General features: G+C 51.8%; 26 protein-coding genes and 1 pseudogene. 14 read left to right on the top strand and 13 right to left on the bottom strand.

The genetic code is table 11. The features are described 5' to 3' along the window. The first annotated feature begins 259 nt into the window (after positions 1 to 259). The 4 genes from JVX88_RS37710 (at position 260) to JVX88_RS37695 (ending at position 3,185) form a co-directional block, all read left to right on the top strand. Complete coding sequence (locus JVX88_RS37710; RefSeq protein ID WP_211624455.1) at positions 260 to 754, top strand: TIGR00725 family protein; 495 nt, start codon at positions 260 to 262, stop codon at positions 752 to 754. Positions 755 to 1,300: 546 nt separating this feature from the next. Then, positions 1,301 to 1,804, top strand: a complete 504-nt coding sequence (locus JVX88_RS37705) for a XisH family protein (protein ID WP_263975449.1) — start codon at positions 1,301 to 1,303, stop codon at positions 1,802 to 1,804. Further along, positions 1,792 to 2,124 (top strand): XisI protein, encoded by a 333-nt coding sequence (locus JVX88_RS37700; protein ID WP_211624453.1) that lies wholly within the window; start codon positions 1,792 to 1,794, stop codon positions 2,122 to 2,124. Before JVX88_RS37705 ends, JVX88_RS37700 begins: the two co-directional genes overlap by 13 nt. A gap of 365 nt (positions 2,125 to 2,489) precedes the next feature. Further along, a complete protein-coding gene (locus JVX88_RS37695) occupies positions 2,490 to 3,185 on the top strand; it encodes a Crp/Fnr family transcriptional regulator (RefSeq protein WP_211624451.1) in 696 nt (231 codons plus the stop codon). Positions 3,186 to 3,212: 27 nt separating this feature from the next. Here JVX88_RS37695 and JVX88_RS37690 read toward each other — a convergent pair. Further along, a pseudogene (locus tag JVX88_RS37690) lies at positions 3,213 to 3,632 on the bottom strand (dihydroorotate dehydrogenase (quinone)); the annotation flags it as partial. A gap of 291 nt (positions 3,633 to 3,923) precedes the next feature. On the opposite strand from JVX88_RS37690, the gene JVX88_RS37685 reads away from it, so the two are divergent. Then, positions 3,924 to 4,265: a hypothetical protein gene (locus JVX88_RS37685; RefSeq protein WP_211629127.1), complete on the top strand. Its 342-nt coding sequence runs from the start codon at positions 3,924 to 3,926 to the stop codon at positions 4,263 to 4,265. On the opposite strand, the gene JVX88_RS37680 is transcribed toward JVX88_RS37685, so the two are convergent. From JVX88_RS37680 to JVX88_RS37670, 3 genes are all read right to left on the bottom strand, one after another. Then, a complete protein-coding gene (locus JVX88_RS37680; RefSeq protein WP_211629085.1) occupies positions 4,171 to 4,422 on the bottom strand; it encodes a M17 family peptidase N-terminal domain-containing protein in 252 nt (83 codons plus the stop codon). The genes JVX88_RS37685 and JVX88_RS37680 overlap by 95 nt on opposite strands. A 98-nt stretch (positions 4,423 to 4,520) precedes the next feature. Beyond that, positions 4,521 to 4,739 carry a hypothetical protein gene (locus JVX88_RS37675; RefSeq protein WP_211624449.1) on the bottom strand — a complete coding sequence of 73 codons (219 nt, stop codon included), beginning with the start codon at positions 4,737 to 4,739 and terminating at the stop codon, positions 4,521 to 4,523. 460 nt (positions 4,740 to 5,199) lie between these two features. Next, positions 5,200 to 5,562, bottom strand: a complete 363-nt coding sequence (locus tag JVX88_RS37670) for a winged helix-turn-helix transcriptional regulator (protein ID WP_410503823.1) — start codon at positions 5,560 to 5,562, stop codon at positions 5,200 to 5,202. A 354-nt stretch (positions 5,563 to 5,916) separates the two neighbouring features. On the opposite strand from JVX88_RS37670, the gene JVX88_RS37665 reads away from it, so the two are divergent. Beyond that, the gene (locus JVX88_RS37665) at positions 5,917 to 6,309 is read left to right on the top strand and encodes a pirin family protein (protein ID WP_211624445.1); all 393 of its coding nucleotides are present in this window, start codon (positions 5,917 to 5,919) and stop codon (positions 6,307 to 6,309) included. Positions 6,310 to 6,365: 56 nt separating this feature from the next. Further along, on the top strand, positions 6,366 to 7,769 hold the full coding sequence (locus JVX88_RS37660) for a PfkB family carbohydrate kinase (RefSeq protein ID WP_211624443.1): 1,404 nt from the start codon (positions 6,366 to 6,368) through the stop codon (positions 7,767 to 7,769). Here the strand turns inward: JVX88_RS37660 and JVX88_RS37655 are convergent. After that, a complete protein-coding gene (locus JVX88_RS37655; RefSeq protein WP_211624441.1) occupies positions 7,753 to 8,241 on the bottom strand; it encodes an ATP-binding protein in 489 nt (162 codons plus the stop codon). The two genes, JVX88_RS37660 and JVX88_RS37655, sit on opposite strands and share 17 nt — an antisense overlap. Positions 8,242 to 8,244: 3 nt before the next feature. After that, entirely contained in the window at positions 8,245 to 8,433 is a 189-nt protein-coding gene (locus tag JVX88_RS37650) for a hypothetical protein (RefSeq protein ID WP_317134605.1), read from the bottom strand. Positions 8,434 to 8,712: 279 nt separating this feature from the next. Between JVX88_RS37650 and JVX88_RS37645 the strand changes: the two genes are divergently transcribed. Continuing rightward, positions 8,713 to 9,513 (top strand): Uma2 family endonuclease, encoded by an 801-nt coding sequence (locus JVX88_RS37645; protein WP_211624439.1) that lies wholly within the window; start codon positions 8,713 to 8,715, stop codon positions 9,511 to 9,513. Here JVX88_RS37645 and JVX88_RS37640 read toward each other — a convergent pair. Next, on the bottom strand, positions 9,510 to 9,890 hold the full coding sequence (locus tag JVX88_RS37640) for a hypothetical protein (protein WP_211624437.1): 381 nt from the start codon (positions 9,888 to 9,890) through the stop codon (positions 9,510 to 9,512). The genes JVX88_RS37645 and JVX88_RS37640 overlap by 4 nt on opposite strands. A gap of 119 nt (positions 9,891 to 10,009) precedes the next feature. Next, positions 10,010 to 11,344 (bottom strand): 1,4-alpha-glucan branching enzyme, encoded by a 1,335-nt coding sequence (glgB, locus tag JVX88_RS37635; RefSeq protein WP_211624435.1) that lies wholly within the window; start codon positions 11,342 to 11,344, stop codon positions 10,010 to 10,012. Positions 11,345 to 11,452: 108 nt separating this feature from the next. On the opposite strand from glgB, the gene JVX88_RS40335 reads away from it, so the two are divergent. From JVX88_RS40335 to JVX88_RS37625, 3 genes are read left to right on the top strand one after another with little or no spacing between them, the layout of a single operon-like run. After that, positions 11,453 to 12,487 carry a DUF3616 domain-containing protein gene (locus JVX88_RS40335; protein ID WP_225931320.1) on the top strand — a complete coding sequence of 345 codons (1,035 nt, stop codon included), beginning with the start codon at positions 11,453 to 11,455 and terminating at the stop codon, positions 12,485 to 12,487. Then, positions 12,393 to 13,472 carry an IS4 family transposase gene (locus JVX88_RS37630; RefSeq protein WP_225931854.1) on the top strand — a complete coding sequence of 360 codons (1,080 nt, stop codon included), beginning with the start codon at positions 12,393 to 12,395 and terminating at the stop codon, positions 13,470 to 13,472. The genes JVX88_RS40335 and JVX88_RS37630 overlap by 95 nt, the downstream gene beginning before the upstream one ends. Then, the gene (locus tag JVX88_RS37625) at positions 13,363 to 13,860 is read left to right on the top strand and encodes a DNA methyltransferase (RefSeq protein WP_211624433.1); all 498 of its coding nucleotides are present in this window, start codon (positions 13,363 to 13,365) and stop codon (positions 13,858 to 13,860) included. The genes JVX88_RS37630 and JVX88_RS37625 overlap by 110 nt, the downstream gene beginning before the upstream one ends. Here JVX88_RS37625 and JVX88_RS37620 read toward each other — a convergent pair. The 3 genes from JVX88_RS37620 to JVX88_RS37610 form a co-directional block, all read right to left on the bottom strand. Continuing rightward, positions 13,853 to 14,350, bottom strand: coding sequence for a hypothetical protein (locus tag JVX88_RS37620; RefSeq protein WP_211624431.1), 498 nt, complete (start codon positions 14,348 to 14,350; stop codon positions 13,853 to 13,855). The genes JVX88_RS37625 and JVX88_RS37620 overlap by 8 nt on opposite strands. A gap of 387 nt (positions 14,351 to 14,737) precedes the next feature. Next, on the bottom strand, positions 14,738 to 15,028 hold the full coding sequence (locus JVX88_RS37615; protein WP_036000850.1) for a YggT family protein: 291 nt from the start codon (positions 15,026 to 15,028) through the stop codon (positions 14,738 to 14,740). A gap of 193 nt (positions 15,029 to 15,221) precedes the next feature. Further along, on the bottom strand, positions 15,222 to 16,439 hold the full coding sequence (locus JVX88_RS37610; protein WP_211624429.1) for an FAD-binding oxidoreductase: 1,218 nt from the start codon (positions 16,437 to 16,439) through the stop codon (positions 15,222 to 15,224). Between the two features lie 22 nt (positions 16,440 to 16,461). Here JVX88_RS37610 and JVX88_RS37605 point away from each other — a divergent pair, with 22 nt between their 5' ends. Then, positions 16,462 to 16,929 carry a S1C family serine protease gene (locus JVX88_RS37605; RefSeq protein WP_263975448.1) on the top strand — a complete coding sequence of 156 codons (468 nt, stop codon included), beginning with the start codon at positions 16,462 to 16,464 and terminating at the stop codon, positions 16,927 to 16,929. A 60-nt stretch (positions 16,930 to 16,989) separates the two neighbouring features. On the opposite strand, the gene JVX88_RS37600 is transcribed toward JVX88_RS37605, so the two are convergent. Next, positions 16,990 to 17,427, bottom strand: coding sequence for a homoserine kinase (locus JVX88_RS37600; RefSeq protein ID WP_263975447.1), 438 nt, complete (start codon positions 17,425 to 17,427; stop codon positions 16,990 to 16,992). A gap of 296 nt (positions 17,428 to 17,723) precedes the next feature. Here JVX88_RS37600 and JVX88_RS37595 point away from each other — a divergent pair, with 296 nt between their 5' ends. Both JVX88_RS37595 and JVX88_RS37590 read left to right on the top strand, forming a co-directional pair. Beyond that, the gene (locus tag JVX88_RS37595; protein ID WP_225931319.1) at positions 17,724 to 18,119 is read left to right on the top strand and encodes a nuclear transport factor 2 family protein; all 396 of its coding nucleotides are present in this window, start codon (positions 17,724 to 17,726) and stop codon (positions 18,117 to 18,119) included. Positions 18,120 to 18,151: 32 nt separating this feature from the next. Further along, positions 18,152 to 18,586, top strand: a complete 435-nt coding sequence (locus JVX88_RS37590) for an imidazolonepropionase-like domain-containing protein (protein ID WP_211624425.1) — start codon at positions 18,152 to 18,154, stop codon at positions 18,584 to 18,586. Positions 18,587 to 18,784: 198 nt separating this feature from the next. On the opposite strand, the gene JVX88_RS37585 is transcribed toward JVX88_RS37590, so the two are convergent. Next, a complete protein-coding gene (locus tag JVX88_RS37585) occupies positions 18,785 to 19,414 on the bottom strand; it encodes an RluA family pseudouridine synthase (protein WP_263975446.1) in 630 nt (209 codons plus the stop codon). Positions 19,415 to 19,448 lie beyond the last annotated feature (34 nt).

Here is a 19,448-nt window from a genome sequence, read left to right as displayed (position 1 = left end):
TAATTTTTATGAAGCTTATCGATGCCTTGATCTATACAACTCGGTCCAGGTGTAGCTTAAACTCTATCCTAATCATCTGAGAGCCTGGGCTTGAAGTTGGCTGGAAGGATTACAGCAGTCGAGACAGGAGATTGTAAACCAAACGAAATGTTGCTGTAGAGGAATGATCAATCGATCTGCCTTCAGTTTGCCCAGCGCATCTCAGTCGGCATCATGATAGAACAGCACAGGGCTTAGCTTAGAGGGTCGGAAAGGAGCGATGAGACAGGTTATTGTAGGCGTGATGGGTCCAGGCGAACAGGCCACGGCTACTGATCGGCAGCTAGCCTATGAACTGGGACAACGAGTTGCTCAGCAGGGTTGGATTCTGCTCACAGGCGGTAGAAATGTTGGAGTGATGGATGCAGCCAGCCGCGGTGCAAAACAAGCGCAGGGGTTAACGATTGGCATTTTGCCCGACTCCAAAACCACCGATGTGTCAGCAGCCGTTGATATTGTGATTCCAACCGGTATGGGCAATGCTCGCAATGTGATCAACATCCTCAGCAGTCATGTGGTGATTGCCTGCGGTATGGGCAGTGGCACTGCTTCAGAAGTAGCTTTGGCGCTCAAGGCTCAAAAACCGGTGATTTTGCTTAACGTCAGTGCGACCTGTGCGGCATTTTTTCAAGAACTGTCTGTCTATGCTGTAGTGGCTCAAAACCCAGAGGCCGCGATTGAGCTAGCCCAGCAGGCCATCAGCGCAAGCTTGTAGGCACGGTAAGTCTGTCAGAACATTAGTCTGTCAAAGCATTAGGTTGCAGCTTTGTTAAGCTATGCTGTGCAGCAGTCAAATTTTGTTTATGTAGACGCCAAAAGCTAGCAAGAGTAAACTAAAGCTCGTATGCGAATTCAACCATACTGTGGGCTGCAAATTCCGTAGGCTACATCTCACGGTTCTGGCGTCCTCTTGTACCGTTCTACCTGATTTGGTTACCTGTTTTCATCAACCAACCTGCCATTACCTGGTATTAACCAGCTTCAGTTAAATGGTTAGGTTTCTCTGGTCAACCCATTCCTTCCTAAAATCTGTGGCAGACAAAGAAGATCAAAAGGACCAATTTTTCTACCCACGCGCCCGCTACTATGGCGACTTCAAGCCAGAAAATTTAGCCTTCAACGCCAATCTACAAGTCAATTCAAGCAAATGACGAGCGCATAATTGGGCTTGTAGAGTAGTAAGTACTGACATATAAAAGTAGTTTTATCAATACTCTAGCATGCCTGTTGTTCTTCTACATTTGGCCCCTAAAGTTGAACGGTGAATTCTGTAATTCCTAAGCATAGTGAAGCGACCTTGGAGACTCAGAATCAAAATAAAATTAGAAGTGATGCCCGATGCTACCTTATGCCTGCCAAAGATCTCTACCATGACACTGTTAAAACGGCTCTGATTAAAGACGGTTGGACGATTACCGACGATCCTTTGTCTTTAGAAGTTGGTGGGCGTGATCTGTTTATTGATTTGGGTGCTGAAAAGCTACTCATCGCCGATCGGGGAAACCAAAAGATTGCTGTAGAGGTGAAAAGCTTCATCAGTCCATCTTTGGTCAAAGATTTAGAAAATGCGCTTGGGCAGTACATTCTCTACGAAGACATCATCGCGCAGGAATATCCAGAGCGCCGGCTTTACTTAGCCATTCGAGAGGCAGTTCATCTGTCTTTTTTCTCTGAACCGATTGTGCAAATTCCGCTCAAGAGCCGTCATATTAGACTCTTAGTTTTTGATGAAATCCAGGAGATCATCACCCAATGGATACACTAGATCAATACCGCGACGTTGTATATAAAATCCTTTCGCAATATACACCACTGATGAGTCAATCTGGCATCACCAGTACTGTGATTATCAGTGAAGATCGCAATCATTTCATCGTGATAAACGAAGGCTGGGAGGGCAAAAGACGTATCCATAATCTTGTCTTTCATGCCGAATTTCGTGATCGAAAACTCTGGATCCACCATGATGGCATCGATCACGGCATTACCGAGGAACTAGTAGCCGCAGGCATCCCTAAAGATCAGATCGTGCTGGCATTTCATCCACCCCACATTCGGCAACACACAGGCTATGCGGTGGCTTAGCTAGAAATGTACCAAGTCTGGGTTTAGAGTGATGGGTCAGTATAATGTACCCCGAAAACTAGAGATCCAAATTCTAAACGTTTGTTGCTTTTTCAAAGAACGGGAGAATACTCCGTCTAGAAAGAGCTAGCTTAGAAATAATAGGAATTATTAGGAACGATTTGGTATTTTTAACTCCGTACTTTTTCTGTTTCATTAATTGATTGTAGAGTTAAGCTTAGTAGAGTCTTAATTCTAAAAAATTCTAGAGTTAAGCTAATCTTGAGTTAAGGTCCGCTGATTGATTGGAAAACAGGGAGGTGGGCTGCCCAGTTAGCCTTGGTGCGGATTCCTCCCATCTCAACTGGTTGTAAACCCTCTCTCCTATGTTCTCAGTGTCATCACCATCGCCATCTGAAGCCTCTCGTCCGTTCCTGACCTGGCAGCGCATTCTGGACTGGGCGCAGGAGCATTATCGCTGTCGTACCTTCGGCAAGGACGAGAAAATTCCAACGCGAGCGGGCTTGCTTTATCTAGTGCAGCGAGGCGCGGTGCGGTTAGTGGGAGAAGCTCAGGTTAGCGCTACTTCTGGCTCATCCCGAGTGCCGAGAATTAATTCAGAAGAAGCGTTTTTAGGATTTGTGGGTGCTGGCCAGCCCTTTGAAATCGTGGCGCAATCGCCATTTACAATTCAAAGCTTTGCCCATGTCGATCAAACCTCGGTGATTTGGTTGTACTGGCATGACTTAGACAACTGGCCCCACTTCCGGCGAGAGGTCCTCGATGCTTTCCGTTATCAGCATCAGCGCAAGCTGCTGTGGCTCAGTACGCTTGGTCAGCGCCGCACCATTGACCGTCTATTGGGCTTTTTAACGCTGTTAATCGAAGAATTTGGCGAACCTTGCGAAGAGGGCTACTGTTTGCCCTGGGCGCTCACTCATGCTCAGATCGGCAGTGCTATTGGCTCTACTCGCGTCACGGTAACCCGTCTGATGGGCAAATTGCGGCAGCGGGGTCTGATCCGTACCTACGGTGACAACTTGCTTTGCTTGCCCTCTGAATCGCTTTCTCGCAGTAACTAATCCGAAAACTAGTCTGACTTTTGACTTGCCCAAATTCACCCCCAGCGGAATTAGGTTGGTTTCTTCTCGGTCAACCCAGCGCTGTCGCTGTCTTTCTAGACGCTTGGCTAAGGCCGCAGCTCCCTGGTTGTTAAAACCCATGCGATTTAATGCGGCTTGGTCGAGCGGCAGGCGAAACAAACGTGGTGGTGGGTTGCCGGGTTGGGCATGGAGGGTGACGGTTCCCAGTTCAGCAAACCCAAACCCAAAAGCTGACCAGAGACCAGTCGCCACACCGTCTTTATCAAAACCAGCTGCCAGTCCTATCGGGTTTACAAAGGACAAGCCCCACAGTGATTGAGTTAGAGCCGGGTGGTAAAAGCGACAGGACTGACTCAGAACTAGCTTTGCCCAATGTGCGAGTGGGTGATTAGGCTGATTGTCCAGACGACTCAACACTTGCAGCATTTGATGGTGAATCTGTTCTGGATCGGCCTTTAAGCCGGAAAACAGAAGGGGACGAAGCCCAAATTTGTAGATGTCCAAACTGGAAGAAACCTTACATGCGACCTACTTTCCAGAGTACTGCTTAAATCCCCCAGCCGGGATCTCAAAGCCAGGAACTCAAAAAGGTATCAGACCCCTTTTCTGCGGGAACTTTAGAAACAGGGCTACCCTTGGCGACAGCCACCCCAGTGAAGATTTAGACTACACCTTTAGTAAAATCGCTAACCTGTGCGGCCCAGGAGTTAAGTTGGCATGGTTTTTTCGAAAGAGCCGTCAAACAATGAAAAACAATTAGTTACCCTAGGACGCGCTCTTCAGGCATTACGAGAAGAGGAAACTGTAGATGGCGCTGTCAAAATTGTCCTGGATTATCTCCAAACCGGATTTGACTATGCGCTGATCTGGGTAGGGTTGTATGAGCGGGTAGAGCATCGCCTCTCAGGAAAAGGCGGCTATTGTCTCAATGGGGAAAAGAACCTGCTGAAACAACGGATTCACCTCAATCCGGGTGATTTGCTAGAGCAGGTTGTGATCCAGCAATGTTCCTGCCAGACCCAACCCGGGCCACCGCGCTACTGCCTTCTTTGCCTTTGAATTCGGCTTCGGCAATCAGTTCTGTCAGGGTGCCAGCCAGTTTTTGATCCAGCTCGGCCAAATCTCCCGTTAGCTCAACTCTGTTCTCGAATAAACCAATCACCAGACAATCGCCTGACCACGCTAGCAGTGGTGTTTCTATGCCTCGCACATCCATGTGATTCACGCCACCAATATCTTTCTACTCTAAGTATTGCTTAAATCAATCTCGCCTGGACTATAGATTTGCTGAGCAATTGCCGAGCAATTTACGGATCAAATCCAACAGGAGAGGCTATCATGCGTAGCTGGAACCTTTCCTAATGGTCTAGCATCTATGCCCCTGAAGAAAGTCTTTCGGTCAGGTTCGAGTAAGCCAGCCCGTTCAGCTTCCTCCTCTGCGGCCCATGACCCCTCTGCCGAGCGAGCAAGCAGATCAACCAGATCAGCCAAATCCATCCGTCGTAATTCGAGCAGCGCTATGGTGAGACGCAAGCCGATTTTTCTCTCAGTGCTAGCAGTAGGCGCGATGGTTTCGGTGCTCTCCGTGGGTAGTTTGTTGAGCAAGCTGCCTGGGCCTTGGTCGGGATCAGACCAAGCTAGCCAGATCGAGGCGGGCGAGAACGAATCTTCTTCGGTGCTGGCCTATGTGGCTTTACCTGCCAAAGAACGAGCTGAGATTCTGGCTGAAACTGCCAAAGGTTCTAAATCCATTGACCGTCACCGAGCACGCTATTTACTGGCTACTGACTTAATTGCTCAAGATCGTGGTGGTCAAGCCTTACCGTTGCTGGATGGCCTGGAAAAAAGCTATCCGGTCCTAGAGGCGCAAATTCTGGCCAAACGCGCACAGGCCCAAGCGGCTACCGGCGACGCTACCGAGGCTGAGAAGACTTGGAAAGCGCTAATTAAGCAACATCCCGACGACCCAGCGACAGCCGAAGCCCTGTTCCAGCTAGGGCGGAAGGACAGCAAATATTGGGATCATGACACCCCACTCGTGCATGGCATCGAGGATTGGTTTAAGAGTTTTGCCTGTTTCGGTGAGAGAATATTCCACCTTTGGCGGCACCTGAAGATACACCTCCCGATGAATGATGCCGTCTTCCTCTAGCTCACGCAACTGCTGGGTCAGCATTTTTTGGGTAATGCCGTGCAGGGAACGATGCAGTTCATTGAAGCGCCGCACGCCCTGAAACAGTTCGCGTAAAATTAGCACCTTCCAGCGTCCGCCGATCACATCAAGCGTACTTTCGACAGCACAGGTGAGTCTACCGTGGGAATAGGTTGTCTCAGGAGATTCGGTTTGATTGTTGATTTGATTATTGGTTTGAGTACTCATAGAGCTGACTAGATTCAATCTGACAGAACTTTCATTAATTCAGATGGTGTTTACATAGTATCTTTTTGGATAGTACCTTACTTTGAAGTGCATACTTCCCGTTTAACCTGTTTCTACTATAAACTCAATTTAGAAGCAGTGAAAGGACAGCGATGTTGATTCAAGGCGGGGTTAATTTAGATAGTCTCAACGCAGTCCCAAACAGCCCCAAATCCAGTCCGATAGTTCTCTACATCTACTTGAATTGCTGACTTGAATCGCTTAGCTGCCCTGCTGATTTGCTGCTGGTATACACTCATCGAAATTCTAAAAACACTTTGGAGGAAGACTATGATTACGCTACGTCCTGCCGGTGAGCGGGGTCATGCTAACTTTGGTTGGTTAGATAGCCGTCACAGCTTTTCCTTTGGCAATTACTACGATCCGGCTCATATGGGATTTCGTGCCCTGCGCGTGATCAACGAAGACCGGGTAGCGGGTGGCGGTGGTTTTCCTACCCATCCCCATCGGGACATGGAAATTCTTACCTATGTGCTTTCGGGGGCGCTGAGTCATCGCGACAGTATGGGCAACACCGCCACAATTCACGCTAATGAAGTGCAGCGAATCACCGCTGGCACCGGCATTACCCACAGTGAGTTCAATGCGTCCGATACCGAGGAAGCCGCGGAAGAGTTTGAGCAATTATTTCAAGAAATTATGGCGCTGCTGGAGCCAGCCTGAGGTATCCTGACAGCGATTGCATTCGCCCCGCCCGCCCCCTCGTTTCTTCTATCGCTATGGCAGACTTCGAGCAGAAAGCGTTATTTCTTACGCTGATCAGTGTCCACAAAAATGCCAATCTAGCCGGGAGAGATCTATCTGGACTAGATCTGCATGACATGGAATTACCGCTAGCTCGATTAATGAAGGCAAATTGCTCTCAGACGAATCTGCAAGGAGCCAATTTGGAGCAAGCTATGCTGTCTGCCTCAAAGTTAGAGGCAGCCAACTTACAAGAAGCAAACTTGAAACAGGCCGACCTAGAAAAGGCCAATTTGACTGCTGCTAAGCTGAACCGAGCGCAACTAGCCTACGCCATCCTGGATGATGCGATTTTAAAGGACGCCGATCTAACAGAGGCTGATTTGTCTGAGGCCAGCTGTCAGCGGACCAATTTCAGCGGTGCAAATTTGGAGCAAACCAACCTGAACCAAGCAGACCTCACTGGAGCCATCTTTAAAGACGTGAAGTTAAACGGGGCCGATTTGAGCGGCGTTGAACTGCAGCGAGCTGACTTTAGCAACACCGATCTCAGTAACGTCAACTTGAACGAGGCGAAGTTACAGAACGCTAACTTTGTAGGGGCGAATTTAACCAAGGCCACCCTTACCAAGGCTGATTTAACCGGTGCCGATTTGAGCAATGCCACGCTAATTGGAGCTGATCTCACCAATGCCATCCTCATCGACGCCAAACTGGATGGAGTGAATCTCACCAAAGCCACCTTCAAGGATGCTAAGTTCGGCAACAATGTGATTGAAACGATTACGCTAGGTGGAGTCACCATCAGAAGCAAAAGTCCCGGCAAAATTGACCTCAACCAGATTCACCTCATCGTCGCTAATCTCAACATCCAGGAAGAAACACCCAGCGGCTCATCTCCAGCCTCACCAACTTCCGCGACAGCATCAACAGCCGCCGCTAAAGTTGCCAAACAGTCAGGAGTCACCGTGATTTTAGATCCAGCTCCAGCTCGCACCGATTTGCCAACCGCGCTCTACCCTCTGCTTGATATTGTCACGCCCAATCAGGTAGAAACAGGTCAGCTTGCGGGGTTTCCCGTAACTGATTTAGAAACGGCCCGTAAAGCAGCTACGGTTCTACAGCAGCGGGGAGTTGGTACCGTGATCACCAAGCTGGGCAAACAGGGTGCCCTGTGCATGACGCTAACCGAAACGTTTGAAATTCCAGCCTTTCCTGTTCAAGCCGTGGATACCGTTGCCGCAGGCGATGCCTTTAATGGTGGATTAGCTGCTGGGTTGGCTGCCGGTATGCCGCTCCGAGAAGCCACTCAACAAGCCGCCGCAGTCGCTGCCCTTTCCGTCACCAAAGCAGGTGCCCAACCGTCTCTGCCCACCAGAGCCGAACTCGATGCTTTTTTAAAAAAACACGGTGTAACTAGCCCTAGTGCTGACTCCTGACTCCTGGCTCCTGATTCCTGACTCCTGACTCCTGCCCACTCACTGGCTCAGTCCTAAAGTCATTTATCATCTGCAAACAATTGCGCTCATCATGCGTGCGATAGTATCGGAACCGATCGGCGAGGCGGGCAATCAGGTAAATACCACGACCGCCGCTGGCCTCAGCATTAACTGGATCAGCCTCTTGCACTTGTTTGAGTTGCTGCTCCCAATCGAATTCAGGCCCAAAGTCCCAAACTTGAAGTTCAATCTGATCCGGGTGAAGGTAGACAACAATCTCAATCGGTGTTTCTGTGCGTTTGTCGCGATGGGCATGGCGCACCGCATTGGTGAAAGCTTCGGCCAGAATGGTTTGCGACTTGATCAAAACCCTCCGCGTCAACTTTTCCTGATAATGGCTATTAAACCATTCCAAAATCTGGGCTAGTTCTTCTAAATTCGTATTAACTTGCAACCGATGCGATTGAGTCACAGTTCAAGTAAAGCTACCTAAAGTTAAGCCGCCAGTATCTTCCTGAAAGTTGCCGCCGCCATCAAGCTGTTCCAACCCTTGACAAATGCTGTCTTGTAGCCCCTTGAGAAATGCACTGACGCGCTCACGGGAATCGGCAGGAGGTAGACTATTGGCTGCAGTGGATGGGTTGTTAGGAACGGTGTTCACCATAATCGTGGATGCTAAGAAAGTCTGAACTTAAGCGGTTGATTAAACGAGCAACGCTGGATCGAAGCCATTCGGTTTAGTAAAATCGATTGCGGTTTGCTCCGGATCTAGCCTATATCGAAATGGGGTTTGACCCATCTGATTTGTTAACTGAATGTAACGTTTACAGCGTTTTTCACTCATGTGAGGTGCCCCTGCACCTCGTTTTTCGTACTTCACTAGCCTGAAAAAGGCTGTATCCAATGCTATGGTGAGGGCATTCATGAGTTGAGGGAGATTGGTATGACATTGTCGATTGACCAACTCGATTCAGACCTGCTCTACCCAGACTCTGATGGCAAGCCAATGGCCGAGAGTGATCCAACTCGCGATTATTTGATTTATGGTGTTGAGGCACTGGGCAACTATTTTCAAGATCGCCCGGATGTCTATGTTTCAGGTAATTTGTTTATTTACTACAAACAGGGAGTTCCCGATGCGGTAATCGCTCCGGATGTGTTTGTTGTCTTTGGGGTAGAGAAGAAAAAGCGCAGAAGCTATAAGGTGTGGGAAGAAGGCGGCAAAACGCCGACGTTTGTTCTAGAAATCACCTCGAAAACCACCCAAGAGCAAGACGAAGAGGACAAACCCCAGAAGTATGCGCGGCTAGGCGTCCTAGAGTACTTTCAGTACGACCCAACCGGAGAATACTTGCGGTCCCAACTCAAAGGGTTACGGTTAGTCGAAGGACACTATCACCCAATTCCAGCCAACCTGCTACCAGACGGCAGCCTATCTGTCTATAGTGAAGTGCTGGGGTTAGAACTACGCTTGACTCAAGGAGAACTGCGGTTCTACACCCAAACTGGGCAAAAGCTCTTAAGTCTGGCGGTTCCAAGTGGTGTCGCCCTTGGGCCCAAAGAAGTCGGCCCGCATGTTGTTGTCAACGCCCAGGACGTCCACGCCAAGGCGATCGAAGAAGGTGACGGCCTCGGAGCCGATCAGTCCAGACGATCCGGTGACGAGGATGCGCAAGGCGAGCCTCCGATTCGTGATGCGTACGGGTGCCGACGGCCGGGTTCCGTGCCGAGGGGCCAATGCTAGACGCCCGTATCGGCGTCCTGCTTGCGGGTCGTTATCATCGTCGGCCCTTTGGCGCCCGCGCCGCACGACGTCGAGGCATTGGGGTTATCGGAGGTGCTTTGGTGCGGACGATGGTCTTCGAGCCCGATCCCAGCGGGCACCATTTCCAGTACCTGAGCCTCATGCTCCCAGCCATCCATGGGCTGGCGCCGCGCCCCGTGCTGGTCACCACCAAGGGCGTCGAATCGAGCGCCGCGTACCAGGTCTGCCTCAAGCCCATCGAGCACGCCTTTGAACTCGACGCCTCCCTCGAGCCCGAGCGCGGCTCGCCGGCGGAGGTCGCCCGCGCCAGGGCCGATCGCCTGCTCGAGGCGGCTCGACGGCATCGTCCCGATCATCTCTACGCGATGTACCTCGACGGGCTGGGCCAGATCCTCGCGACGCGCCGGCTGCGCCCGGGCGCGCTCTGGCCCCGCGGCACGACCTCCGAGGGCCTCTACTTCCGCGCCGCGATCGCCTACCCCACCCGGGGGATGGCGCGGCGGCTCTCCACCATCGCCTCGTGGACCCTCGCGACGCGAACGCCGCTCACCTTCCTCCACCACCTGGATCCGCTGGCCTTCGCCCGGGTGCGGGGATCGCCGCGGTGGTCGCTCATGCCCGATCCCGTCGAGGCGCCCGATTCGTTGACGACCGCGGAGGCTCGCCGACGGCTTGGGCTGCCCGAAGATGGGCGCGCGGTGGGGTGCGCGGGGATGATCGACGCACGCAAGGGCGTCGACCTGCTCATCGGCGCGTTCGCGGCCGCGGGTCTGGGCGCGGCGATAGAGCGCATCCAGTGCTGGAGGCGCTGATGGGTCTCAAGATCGAGCAGATTCCAGTCGAGCGCGCGCGCTTCGCTCCACTCATTCCACTGACCGAATTCCTGCCCCATAAAGAGAAGTTTCTTGCCGGGGTGGGTGAACATATAGCCCAGCAGCAGCCGCAGATTGGCAAACTTCTGCCACCAGTCGCCAGACATTTTGCCCATCAGAGAGCCTTTGCCATGAACGACTTCATCATGGGAGAGCGACAGGATGAAATTCTCTGTGAAGGCGTAGAGCAGTGAAAAGGTGATGTCATTGTGATGATATTTGCGGTAGATCGGGTCGAGCTGCATGTACTTCAGCGTATCGTGCATCCAGCCCATGTTCCACTTGAACGTGAAGCCCAGCCCGCCGATATACGTTGGGCGAGAGACCATCGGCCACGCGGTGGATTCCTCGGCGATGGTGAACGCGCCCGGACATTCTGTATGCACGATCTGGTTGGTCTCGCGGATGAAAGCCAGCGCTTCCAGATTTTCATTGCCGCCATACTGGTTCGGCTGCCACTCGCCTTCCTTGCGCGAGTAGTTCAGATAGAGCATCGACGACACCGCATCCACGCGCAGCCCGTCAATGTGAAAGTGCTTCGTCCAGTAGAGGGCGTTGGAGACGAGAAAATTTCGTACCTCATTACGCCCGTAATTGAAGATATACGTTCCCCAGTCGGGGTGTTCCCCCTTGCGCGCGTCTTCGTGTTCATACAGATGTGTGCCGTCGAAATAGCTCAGGGCATGGCCATCCTTCGGGAAGTGTGCCGGAACCCAGTCGAGAATCACGCCGATCCCGTTCTGGTGGCAGTGATCGACAAAGTACATAAAATCAGTCGGCGTGCCATACCGGCTGGTCGGCGCGTAATACCCGGTGACCTGGTATCCCCATGATCCATCAAAGGGATGCTCGGAGACGGGCAGAAGTTCGATATAGTTGAAGCCCATGTACTTGACGTAATCGACCAGTTGATGCGCCAGCTTGATCCAGCTAGTCAAGCTACGGTGCCGTCAGACGACTGTATGCTTTGAGGCTCGGCAGTAGTCCAGCGGATGGTTTATAGTCGGCTCTAGTTAACCGTTTTAATTCAATCCCATTGCAACCCTATGGCGGAGTCATTTCTGCTGAGTCGAGTTTTATTGCGCTTCAGGTCCGGTTCTGGGAACCTGCTCCGCAATCTGTCTGCTGTCGCTCTGGACTCTGATGGCAACCTCTGGGTTGGTTCCGACGAATTGAGCCAGATTGATGACCAAGAGCTAAATACGCTGGATCGGCTATCAGTGCTGAAATGTTGCGAATATGGCAATCATGAGCCGTTTCCGCTGCATGAGATTCTGAAGATTGACGACAGCTTGGGAGAAATCGACATCGAGGGATTGGATTATGCCGACTCCTATCTGTGGCTGACCGGTTCCCACAGCACCAAACGCAAAAAGCCCAAAGGCAAAAGCCTAGAAAAGGATATCCAGCGGCTAATGAAAGTACAACCCGATCCCAATCGGTACCTGATTGCCCGTATTCCGGTTGTAGATGGCCAACTCCATCGGTCCTGCCCTGACCCTAAGCAGCCCGATCGGCAGTTAACCGCAGCCTGCCTAAAGCAGAAGAAGCAGGGCAATCAGTTGATGAAAGCGCTACATAATGATGACCATTTGGCTGACTATGTGACAAATCTGCTGCCTGGAAAAGAAAACGGATTGGATGTTGAAGGCATCGCAGTGCGGCAAAATCGGCTGTTTTTAGGTCTGCGGGGACCTGTTTTGCGGGGTTGGGCCATTCTACTGGAGCTAGAGCTGGAGGAAACTGACGTTGACACGCTGGCCCTGAAGTCATTGGAGTCAAGCGAGCAGCGCTATCGAAAACATTTCTTGCAGCTAGACGGCCTGGGAATCCGTGATATTTGCTTCTATGGTGATGATCTGCTGATCCTGGCCGGACCAACGATGGATTTGACCGGGACGCAGCGCCTTTACTGTTGGCGAGATGCCTTGCATAGACTTCAAACCATGAAACCCTATGAATCAGGTTACTCGAATCCAGCAAACCTTGCAGCCCCATCTAGGGTGGCACGGCGCACGGGTCAGCTTTCTCGCCCTGTTTCTGATTGCGGTCTTCCGGGTCAAAACGGTGAATCTGGCTGAGCTAGCAACTGCCTTTATCGGCACGGCTCAATCTCAGTCGCATTACAAACGCCTGCAACGGTTTCTAGGCGGGTTTGAATTGGATTACTACACGATTGCCCGTTTCGTCGTTAGCCTCATGGCGATTCCGCAACCGTGGGTTCTGTCGGTAGACCGTACGACTTGGGAGTTTGGCGAATGCGTTCACAACATTCTGATGCTCGGTGTGGTTCACAACGGCGTTGCCTTCCCCTTGTTGTGGTGGATGCTCGATAAAAAGGGCAATTCCAATACTCACGAGCGCATTGACTTGTTGCAGGAGTTTTTCGAGGTGTTTCCAGAGGCACAAGTTGAGTATCTGACGGCAGACCGGGAGTTTGTGGGTCACGACTGGTTTGAGTATTTGTTAGAGCAAGCTTTCGTCGAGTTCCGCATTCGTATCCGGGAGAGCGACAAACTGGATAATGGTCGTCAATCCCTCAAAGCCAAAGTCGTCTTCAGCCACCTCAACGTTGGGCAACAGCAAGTTTTGCGGCATCGTCGTCGCGTTTGGGGACATTGGGTGTACGTCAGTGCACTCCGGCTTGAGGATGGAAAACTGTTGATTGTCGTCACTCATCATCGTCCGCATCTAGCAATGACCGATTACGGTAAAAGGTGGGCAATTGAAACCTTGTTTGGCTGTCTGAAGAGCCGAGGCTTTTGTTTAGAGGCGACTCACCTCAAGGATAGTGAACGTCTCAGTCGCATGATTGCCCTGTTAACCATTGCCCTATGCTGGGCGTTTCGCACGGGAGAATGGTTGTCCCAGCATCAGCCTATCAAAATTAAAAAGCATGGGCGCAAAGCCCAAAGCATCTTTCGCTATGGGTTTGATCATCTACGGAGAATCCTACGTGACCAGTCCGCCCTACTGGAACAAGGCGGACTACGGATCGGGCAAGGCGAACATCGGAAACGTCGATGGATACCGGGAGTTTCTGCGCGCAATCCGACCTGTGTTTGAAGAGTGCTTCCGTGTGCTTCAGCCGGGGAGGAAACTCTGCCTTGTGACGGCGAACGTCAACCAGCACACTGACCACGGCCTCCTGACCTTTCCCCTCGCGGCCGACTTCGGCGTCCTCCTCCGCGATTGCGGATTTGTGTTGGTCACCGAGATCGTCTGGTCCAAGGATGGCACGGGGGGGCGTTGGGGATCGGCAAACGCACAGCGACCAATCTTCGGAAGTTACCCCTATCCCCCGAATTTCCTCTTCAAGAACGTTCACGAGTACATCGTGGTCGTATCGAAGCCGCCGGCGAAGCGATCCAAAGGGCCCAAGGTGAAAGCGCTCCGGGATATCATGCACGATTCCGGTACCGAGCTTCCGCACAGGATCGCTGCGATCAAATGAACCTGTACCAAGTCGCACTATCTGGCGTAGACGGCTTCGTGAGAACCGTCGCGACCGGGGATGACTGTCTTCCATCCTCAAGCGCCTGTGCGATGAGGCGTCCGCTGGATGAACGATCTTCGTACACCCGATAGGTAATCTGGCCCTCGGCGCGATCGAATCGGATCACTGGCGCTTGCATCGACTTCGCTTCTGGAATCTCGAGCTTGAGCGTGTTCGTCTTGCCCTTCCCGCGCTCAGGGCGGGTCGCGCTGATCGGCCGACGATGACCGTCGTGGCCGCTGACCACGTGAGTTGCCTGATTGAAGAATGTCGAGTGGTAGAGCCCGATCGGCACCTGCAGCTGTGTGTTCCCTCTTGCGAGGCGGGGCCTCATCAAGAGCACGTTTGATGTTTGGGCTGACGGCCGCGTCGCGACACGAGCTGCTCCAGCCCCCCGTGGGGCACCGACCACCGGGGCCGCCGGCGCGGCCGCGCCTCCGTCAGGCACAGGCGGCGCGACAACGCGGAGTTTGCCGAAAGACCAGACGCCCTTTTAGCCGATGGTGAGGGTGTGGAACCGCAGGCTTGAGTGTTCTCTGGCTGGGATAGCTTTAGCGACTAAAGTCGCGGCTCCACAGACAAACCCTGCCTGCCCAGGTTAGAACTGTGCGTTATCTTCACCTTGTCCTCAGCCGCAGGCATTTGGGAAGGCGCTTTGGTTTCGGAGCCGTGGTTACTTCTAGAGCAGCCGCTTTCCGGCTAGGCCGTCTAGACCGGCTTCAACTATCTTCTATCAAGATCATCTAACCGTGACAGAACCTCCCGCCCGATTCACTGGGCAGGAGGTCTAGTAGAAGACCGGATCTAGACTGAAACTACTATCGACTAAAGCAACCTAGTAGAGATAAGCTGCTGCCTGAGCTGCTGCTGTGACAAATAGTCTAGAGGCGATGTTCAGCACAAAGATAGCCAGGATCGGCGAGAAGTCTATGCCGCCAAGCGGTGGAATAATCGAACGGAAGAGGTTTAGATAGGGGTCAGTAATCTGACTCAAAAACGACAAGGGCGGATTGTACAAATCGATATTGGGGAACCAGCTCAGAAGAATCCGCACAATCAGCAAAACCGAGTAAATCTGAAGAAACTGGCCTAGGGCGATTGCAATTAATGCGATAGAACTGCTCATGGGTATGCCGTCGTTTTTCTGTAGAGCGCTTGTCGGGTAACAAGCTTAGTCTAACGAATACTCTACCATTCCTGACAAATTCTCAGCTTTTCTCAGGTTAATTTCGGTTTTTGCTCAGTAGCCATATTGATGCTGTTTGGAGGTTAGGAGGCAGGAGGCAGGAGCCAGAATGCTTCATTCGATTGATCTAGTCTCAGCAAAAGCGGTTGGGCAGCAGTTGGGGCGGAATGGCCTCGTTGAGTCCGGCAGCGGCTTGGGCAAATCGACGCGCTAAGGGAGGCAATATCGAGAAGGGATTGCTGAATCCGGTGAACACATGTAGTCCGTCTCGGTTGGGAACAGCTCCTACCAGCGGTAAGCGATCGCCGCTAACTCGAAGTGAGGAAGGATATCGTTCCTCAGTCTTTGAAGTACCCCCGGACGATATAACAACATTCACCTTTTCATCGGGACTGAGGAGAATTTGATCCCCGCTAGTGAACTCGATTAGTAGCGCTTCTTCGATAAACTCTTGTGTGGAAGTACCAGTCGCACGTTCACCAAGTATTGGGGATGTAGATATGTCGCCTTGCCAATCTGGGCTGTTGTCCATCAATACTGCAAATTCCGTCTGAATATCGAATGGCTCCCACAGTTCATTTTCGGAAGTGGGTTCTCTTGTCTTACCGTCACTCGTTTTCAGGATGTAACGCTCCGCATCCCTTAAGGTTATCTTTGATCGAGTATATGAAGCCACTCCTGCAACACGTTCTCGCTTCGATATAGACGTAAAAGATTCGGCGCAAGTGACTATATCAGGATTGATTGTGCTATCCCAGTGTTTCACACGCCGAGCTAACGCAGCTACCTGATAAGGATACAAAATCACCTGCAAATCTTCCGTGAGCAGTAAGGGAGTAATGTACGGTGTCGCAGCCTGTGAGGGTAGCCCGACCATCCAATATTGCCAGCTTAATTCTTTGGAAGGCAATCCAGACAAGAGTCTCATTGTTTCGACAGTATCGGTTTCTTGTTGCTTCATTAAGGTCAGTAGATCATACAAGTCCTTGAGTGTAATCAAACCGATACGTAACTCCTTTAGATCGTCCTCGGTGATATTATGATATGCAAGCAAGCTGAGGCTAAACAGCTTTTTGCTAGCGTGGGTGGTAAAGACAAATAACCGTGCTGCCTCAACTCTCAGTTTGTCTACACAAAGGTTTGATAACATATCCCATAGTGGGGGATACTGCTGTTGGAAAACAGCATGTGCCTGTTCTAAATTATGCAGCACATCAAATAGTACGCTGTGAAGGTCTGTATCTGTGTGTGCTAACGCATCAATATACTTACCCAGAGCTTCACGGGTGCGGACTAAACTGCTCAGTCCCCAGTAATTTGATACCTCTGCTTCGACTGACGCAGCTATCAACCCTGGTAACTCTGGTGGTCCCTTGCTGAATGAGCAGGGAGAAGTGATCGGGATGAATACGGCGATTCGAGCGGATGCTCAAGGGATTGGCTTTGCCATTCCGATGAATACCGTACAGCGGATTGCTGACCAGCTCGTCACCAAAGGCAAGGCCGAACATGCTTATTTGGGCGTGCAGATGGCAACCCTGACTCCAGAAGTCAAGCAAGAGCTAAACAACAACCCGAATGCGGGCTTCACCGTTAGCGACGAGCAGGGCGTACTGGTCATCCGAGTCAGGGAAGGTTCCCCCGCTGAACGGGCAGGCATTCGATCTGGCGATGTGGTGAAACGGGTCAACGGTCAGGATGTAGCGACCGCAGACGACCTGCAAAATATCGTTGAAGCCACTCAGGTGGGCAGCACGCTGCAAATTGATCTGAAACGCGACGGGCGCGATCAAACCATTGCGGTGCAGGCAGGAGCCTATCCAGTTGAAGATCAACAGTAGGCCGTAGAGGAGGCCATATATTAGGCCGTCAAGTAGGCGATAGACAGAGAGAAACGCCCCCTAGGCCGCTACCACGGTTCCTTGGGTGTCAATTGGGAGGATATGGGCATCAGCAGCGATACCTACATCTTCCCAAGCTTTTTTCATAGCCGTTTGGACGGCTGCAGCTGAAGCGGAATTGGTCAACGCTAGGAGAGTGGGTCCAGCTCCGCTAATCACCATGCCATAAGCACCCGCCTCAAGGGCGGCTGTCTGTACTGCTTCGTATCCTGGAATTAAGGACTGCCGATAGGGTTGATGAATGCGGTCCTGGAGGGCTGTCGCTAGCCAATCCGGTTCTGCCGTTTGCAACCCCCGTAACAGCAAGCCCAGATGGGCCGCATTGAAAATGACATCGCGGCGGTCGTAGGTGGAAGGCAGGACACGACGAGCTTCAGCCGTTGAGAGTTCAAAATTAGGCACGGCTACCACCGGCACCACCTCTGGATGCCAAGGCACTTCGCAAATTGCCCAGAGTTCTCGGATAGACGCTGAACCTCAACTGATGCCAGCGGCGGCTCAGGCGACCATAATAGCTCTGAAATAGTTCTAAATCCAGTTCGACAAGGTCTACGTATAGGTTTTTGATCACGGTGGAACAGATTGAGCATGGTTAGGATCCATTTGGCTCAGGGGCCAATTAGGGCTAGGCAGAACAGCTCGTCTCCGCTCTGCCCTTAACCGGCTGATTTTGAAGTCCACCTCTCACTTCACAATGCCTTATGTCGAACTCTACTAGCTCTATTAACCCTACTTTGTCGGCTGAACTCATCCATTCTGTGGTGCAGCAGTACTTTGCTGCCAGTCGCAGCAGCAATCAGGCTGAAGCAATGGTGGCCTGTTTTGCGGTAGATAGTGTCACTTATGATCCGGCAGAGCGACCGGGATTGCGCGGTCATCAAGAATTGCAACAGTTTTTTCAAGGTGTGCTCAGCTTATTTGAAACGGTGGGCTTGCAAGCAGACTTTATCTCGATTAATGGCAATGAAGCGGCTGTAAAATGGACAGGGTATGGCGTTGGCCGTAATGGCAAGTCCGTAACGTTTGAAGGTATTGATCTATTTCAATTCAATTCCGCAGGCAAAATCCAAACGATGCGGGCGTACTGGGATCCAGCCGCAATGCTGGCAAAACTTCAGGAAGGCGCTTGACCGGGTATTCTACACAGCAACACACAACTACCATGAGCGACACTCAGAGCAACACTCAGGGCGATAATCCGAACAGCAATCCGAGCAATCATCCAGGCACTATCCAACTGATACGAGGTCGCTGGATCTTCACAGGAGATGAACTGATCGACGATGGGGCCGTTGCTATTCAATCTGACCGGATTATGGAGCTGGGTCGCTGGACTGACCTACGGGCCAAATACCCCAACTCAGAGGTGCTGGGTTCTAGCCAACATGCAGTTTTACCAGGGCTGATCAACGCCCATCACCATAGCAATGGCGTTCCGAATTCGTTGCAGGGAGTAGACGACGATTTCTTGGAAAGCGTAAAAGGGTGCCCATTCTGCGGTGGGAAAGCCCGACTTGAGCAACTCAACGCCGTTGTGCAGGTAGTAACTCTCATCCGACAGCACCACATCGGTGATGGTTTCAATGCCGTCCGTTAGTCTCAATGCTGCCAGAAATAAACAAACAATCAAAATCAAATCGGGAATCGTGTTTGCTAAAAATCCAAACAGCGCTCGGAATGCTGATCGAAATTGAAGAGTATCCATTGCAGTTGAGGGCGTTGAGCCGTTGATGGTTTTGGATCTAATCCATCCTACTCCCACTCACCACTGCCGTCATTGATTCAGAAAACCATTCTAGAAAGGTGTTGAACTATAGAGCTGAATGAGTTGTCCCGACTGGGGATGGTAGACGCGCAGTTCCCTAGCGTGTAGGTGCAATCGGTCAGCCGGTAATGGGTGAGCCGGTAATTCACAGCCATACAGCCGATCGCCCCAGATCGGAACCCCCAAACCTTCAGCGGCATGAACCCGCAATTGATGCGTGCGTCCGGTGATCGGGATAAACTCAACGCGGGTGAGATTTTCGTGACTGGACAAAACTCGAAACTGCGTCTGGCTGGGTTTGCCGTGCTGCCAGTTCACCTGTTGCCGAGGCCGATCGGCTGGATTGCCCCACAGCGGTAGATCAATCACGCCCGCCTGTTTGGTCACCCTTCCGGCTAGCACCGCTTCATACACTTTACGAACCGTTCGCTGCTGAAACTGCTGACTGAGCTGCCGCTGGGTTCGGGCGTCCCGCGCCAACAGCAAAATTCCAGAGGTCTCCTGATCAAGGCGATGTACGGCTTGAATCGCTGCACCGTTTGATTGTTGTATTGATTGTTGTACTGATTGTTGTATTGATTGTTGTAACCGGCTCAAGATGCTGTCCTGCCGATCCCCATACCGCCCCGGCACCGACAGCAGGCCAGTTGGTTTGTCCACGGCAATCAGCCACTCGTCCTGATATAAAATGGGC

The sequence above is a fragment of the Leptolyngbya sp. 7M genome, from assembly GCF_018128485.1.
The sequence above is the reverse complement of the archived record's forward strand: the minus strand, read 5'-3'. Positions and strand labels throughout refer to the sequence as shown.

Excerpts from the sequence above, each read along its gene's own strand:
- JVX88_RS37590 (WP_211624425.1), top strand. The coding sequence starts at position 18,152 with ATGAGCGACACTCAGAGCAACACTCAGGGCGATAATCCGAACAGCAAT.
- JVX88_RS37665 (WP_211624445.1), top strand. The coding sequence starts at position 5,917 with ATGATTACGCTACGTCCTGCCGGTGAGCGGGGTCATGCTAACTTTGGT.
- JVX88_RS37615 (WP_036000850.1), bottom strand. The coding sequence starts at position 15,028 with ATGAGCAGTTCTATCGCATTAATTGCAATCGCCCTAGGCCAGTTTCTT.
- JVX88_RS37640 (WP_211624437.1), bottom strand. The coding sequence starts at position 9,890 with ATGATCGGGACGATGCCGTCGAGCCGCCTCGAGCAGGCGATCGGCCCT.
- JVX88_RS37660 (WP_211624443.1), top strand. The coding sequence starts at position 6,366 with ATGGCAGACTTCGAGCAGAAAGCGTTATTTCTTACGCTGATCAGTGTC.
- JVX88_RS37695 (WP_211624451.1), top strand. The coding sequence starts at position 2,490 with ATGTTCTCAGTGTCATCACCATCGCCATCTGAAGCCTCTCGTCCGTTC.
- JVX88_RS37685 (WP_211629127.1), top strand. The coding sequence starts at position 3,924 with ATGGTTTTTTCGAAAGAGCCGTCAAACAATGAAAAACAATTAGTTACC.
- JVX88_RS37645 (WP_211624439.1), top strand. The coding sequence starts at position 8,713 with ATGACATTGTCGATTGACCAACTCGATTCAGACCTGCTCTACCCAGAC.
- JVX88_RS37680 (WP_211629085.1), bottom strand. The coding sequence starts at position 4,422 with ATGGATGTGCGAGGCATAGAAACACCACTGCTAGCGTGGTCAGGCGAT.
- JVX88_RS40335 (WP_225931320.1), top strand. The coding sequence starts at position 11,453 with ATGGCGGAGTCATTTCTGCTGAGTCGAGTTTTATTGCGCTTCAGGTCC.
- JVX88_RS37650 (WP_317134605.1), bottom strand. The coding sequence starts at position 8,433 with ATGGTGAACACCGTTCCTAACAACCCATCCACTGCAGCCAATAGTCTA.
- JVX88_RS37700 (WP_211624453.1), top strand. The coding sequence starts at position 1,792 with ATGGATACACTAGATCAATACCGCGACGTTGTATATAAAATCCTTTCG.
- JVX88_RS37710 (WP_211624455.1), top strand. The coding sequence starts at position 260 with ATGAGACAGGTTATTGTAGGCGTGATGGGTCCAGGCGAACAGGCCACG.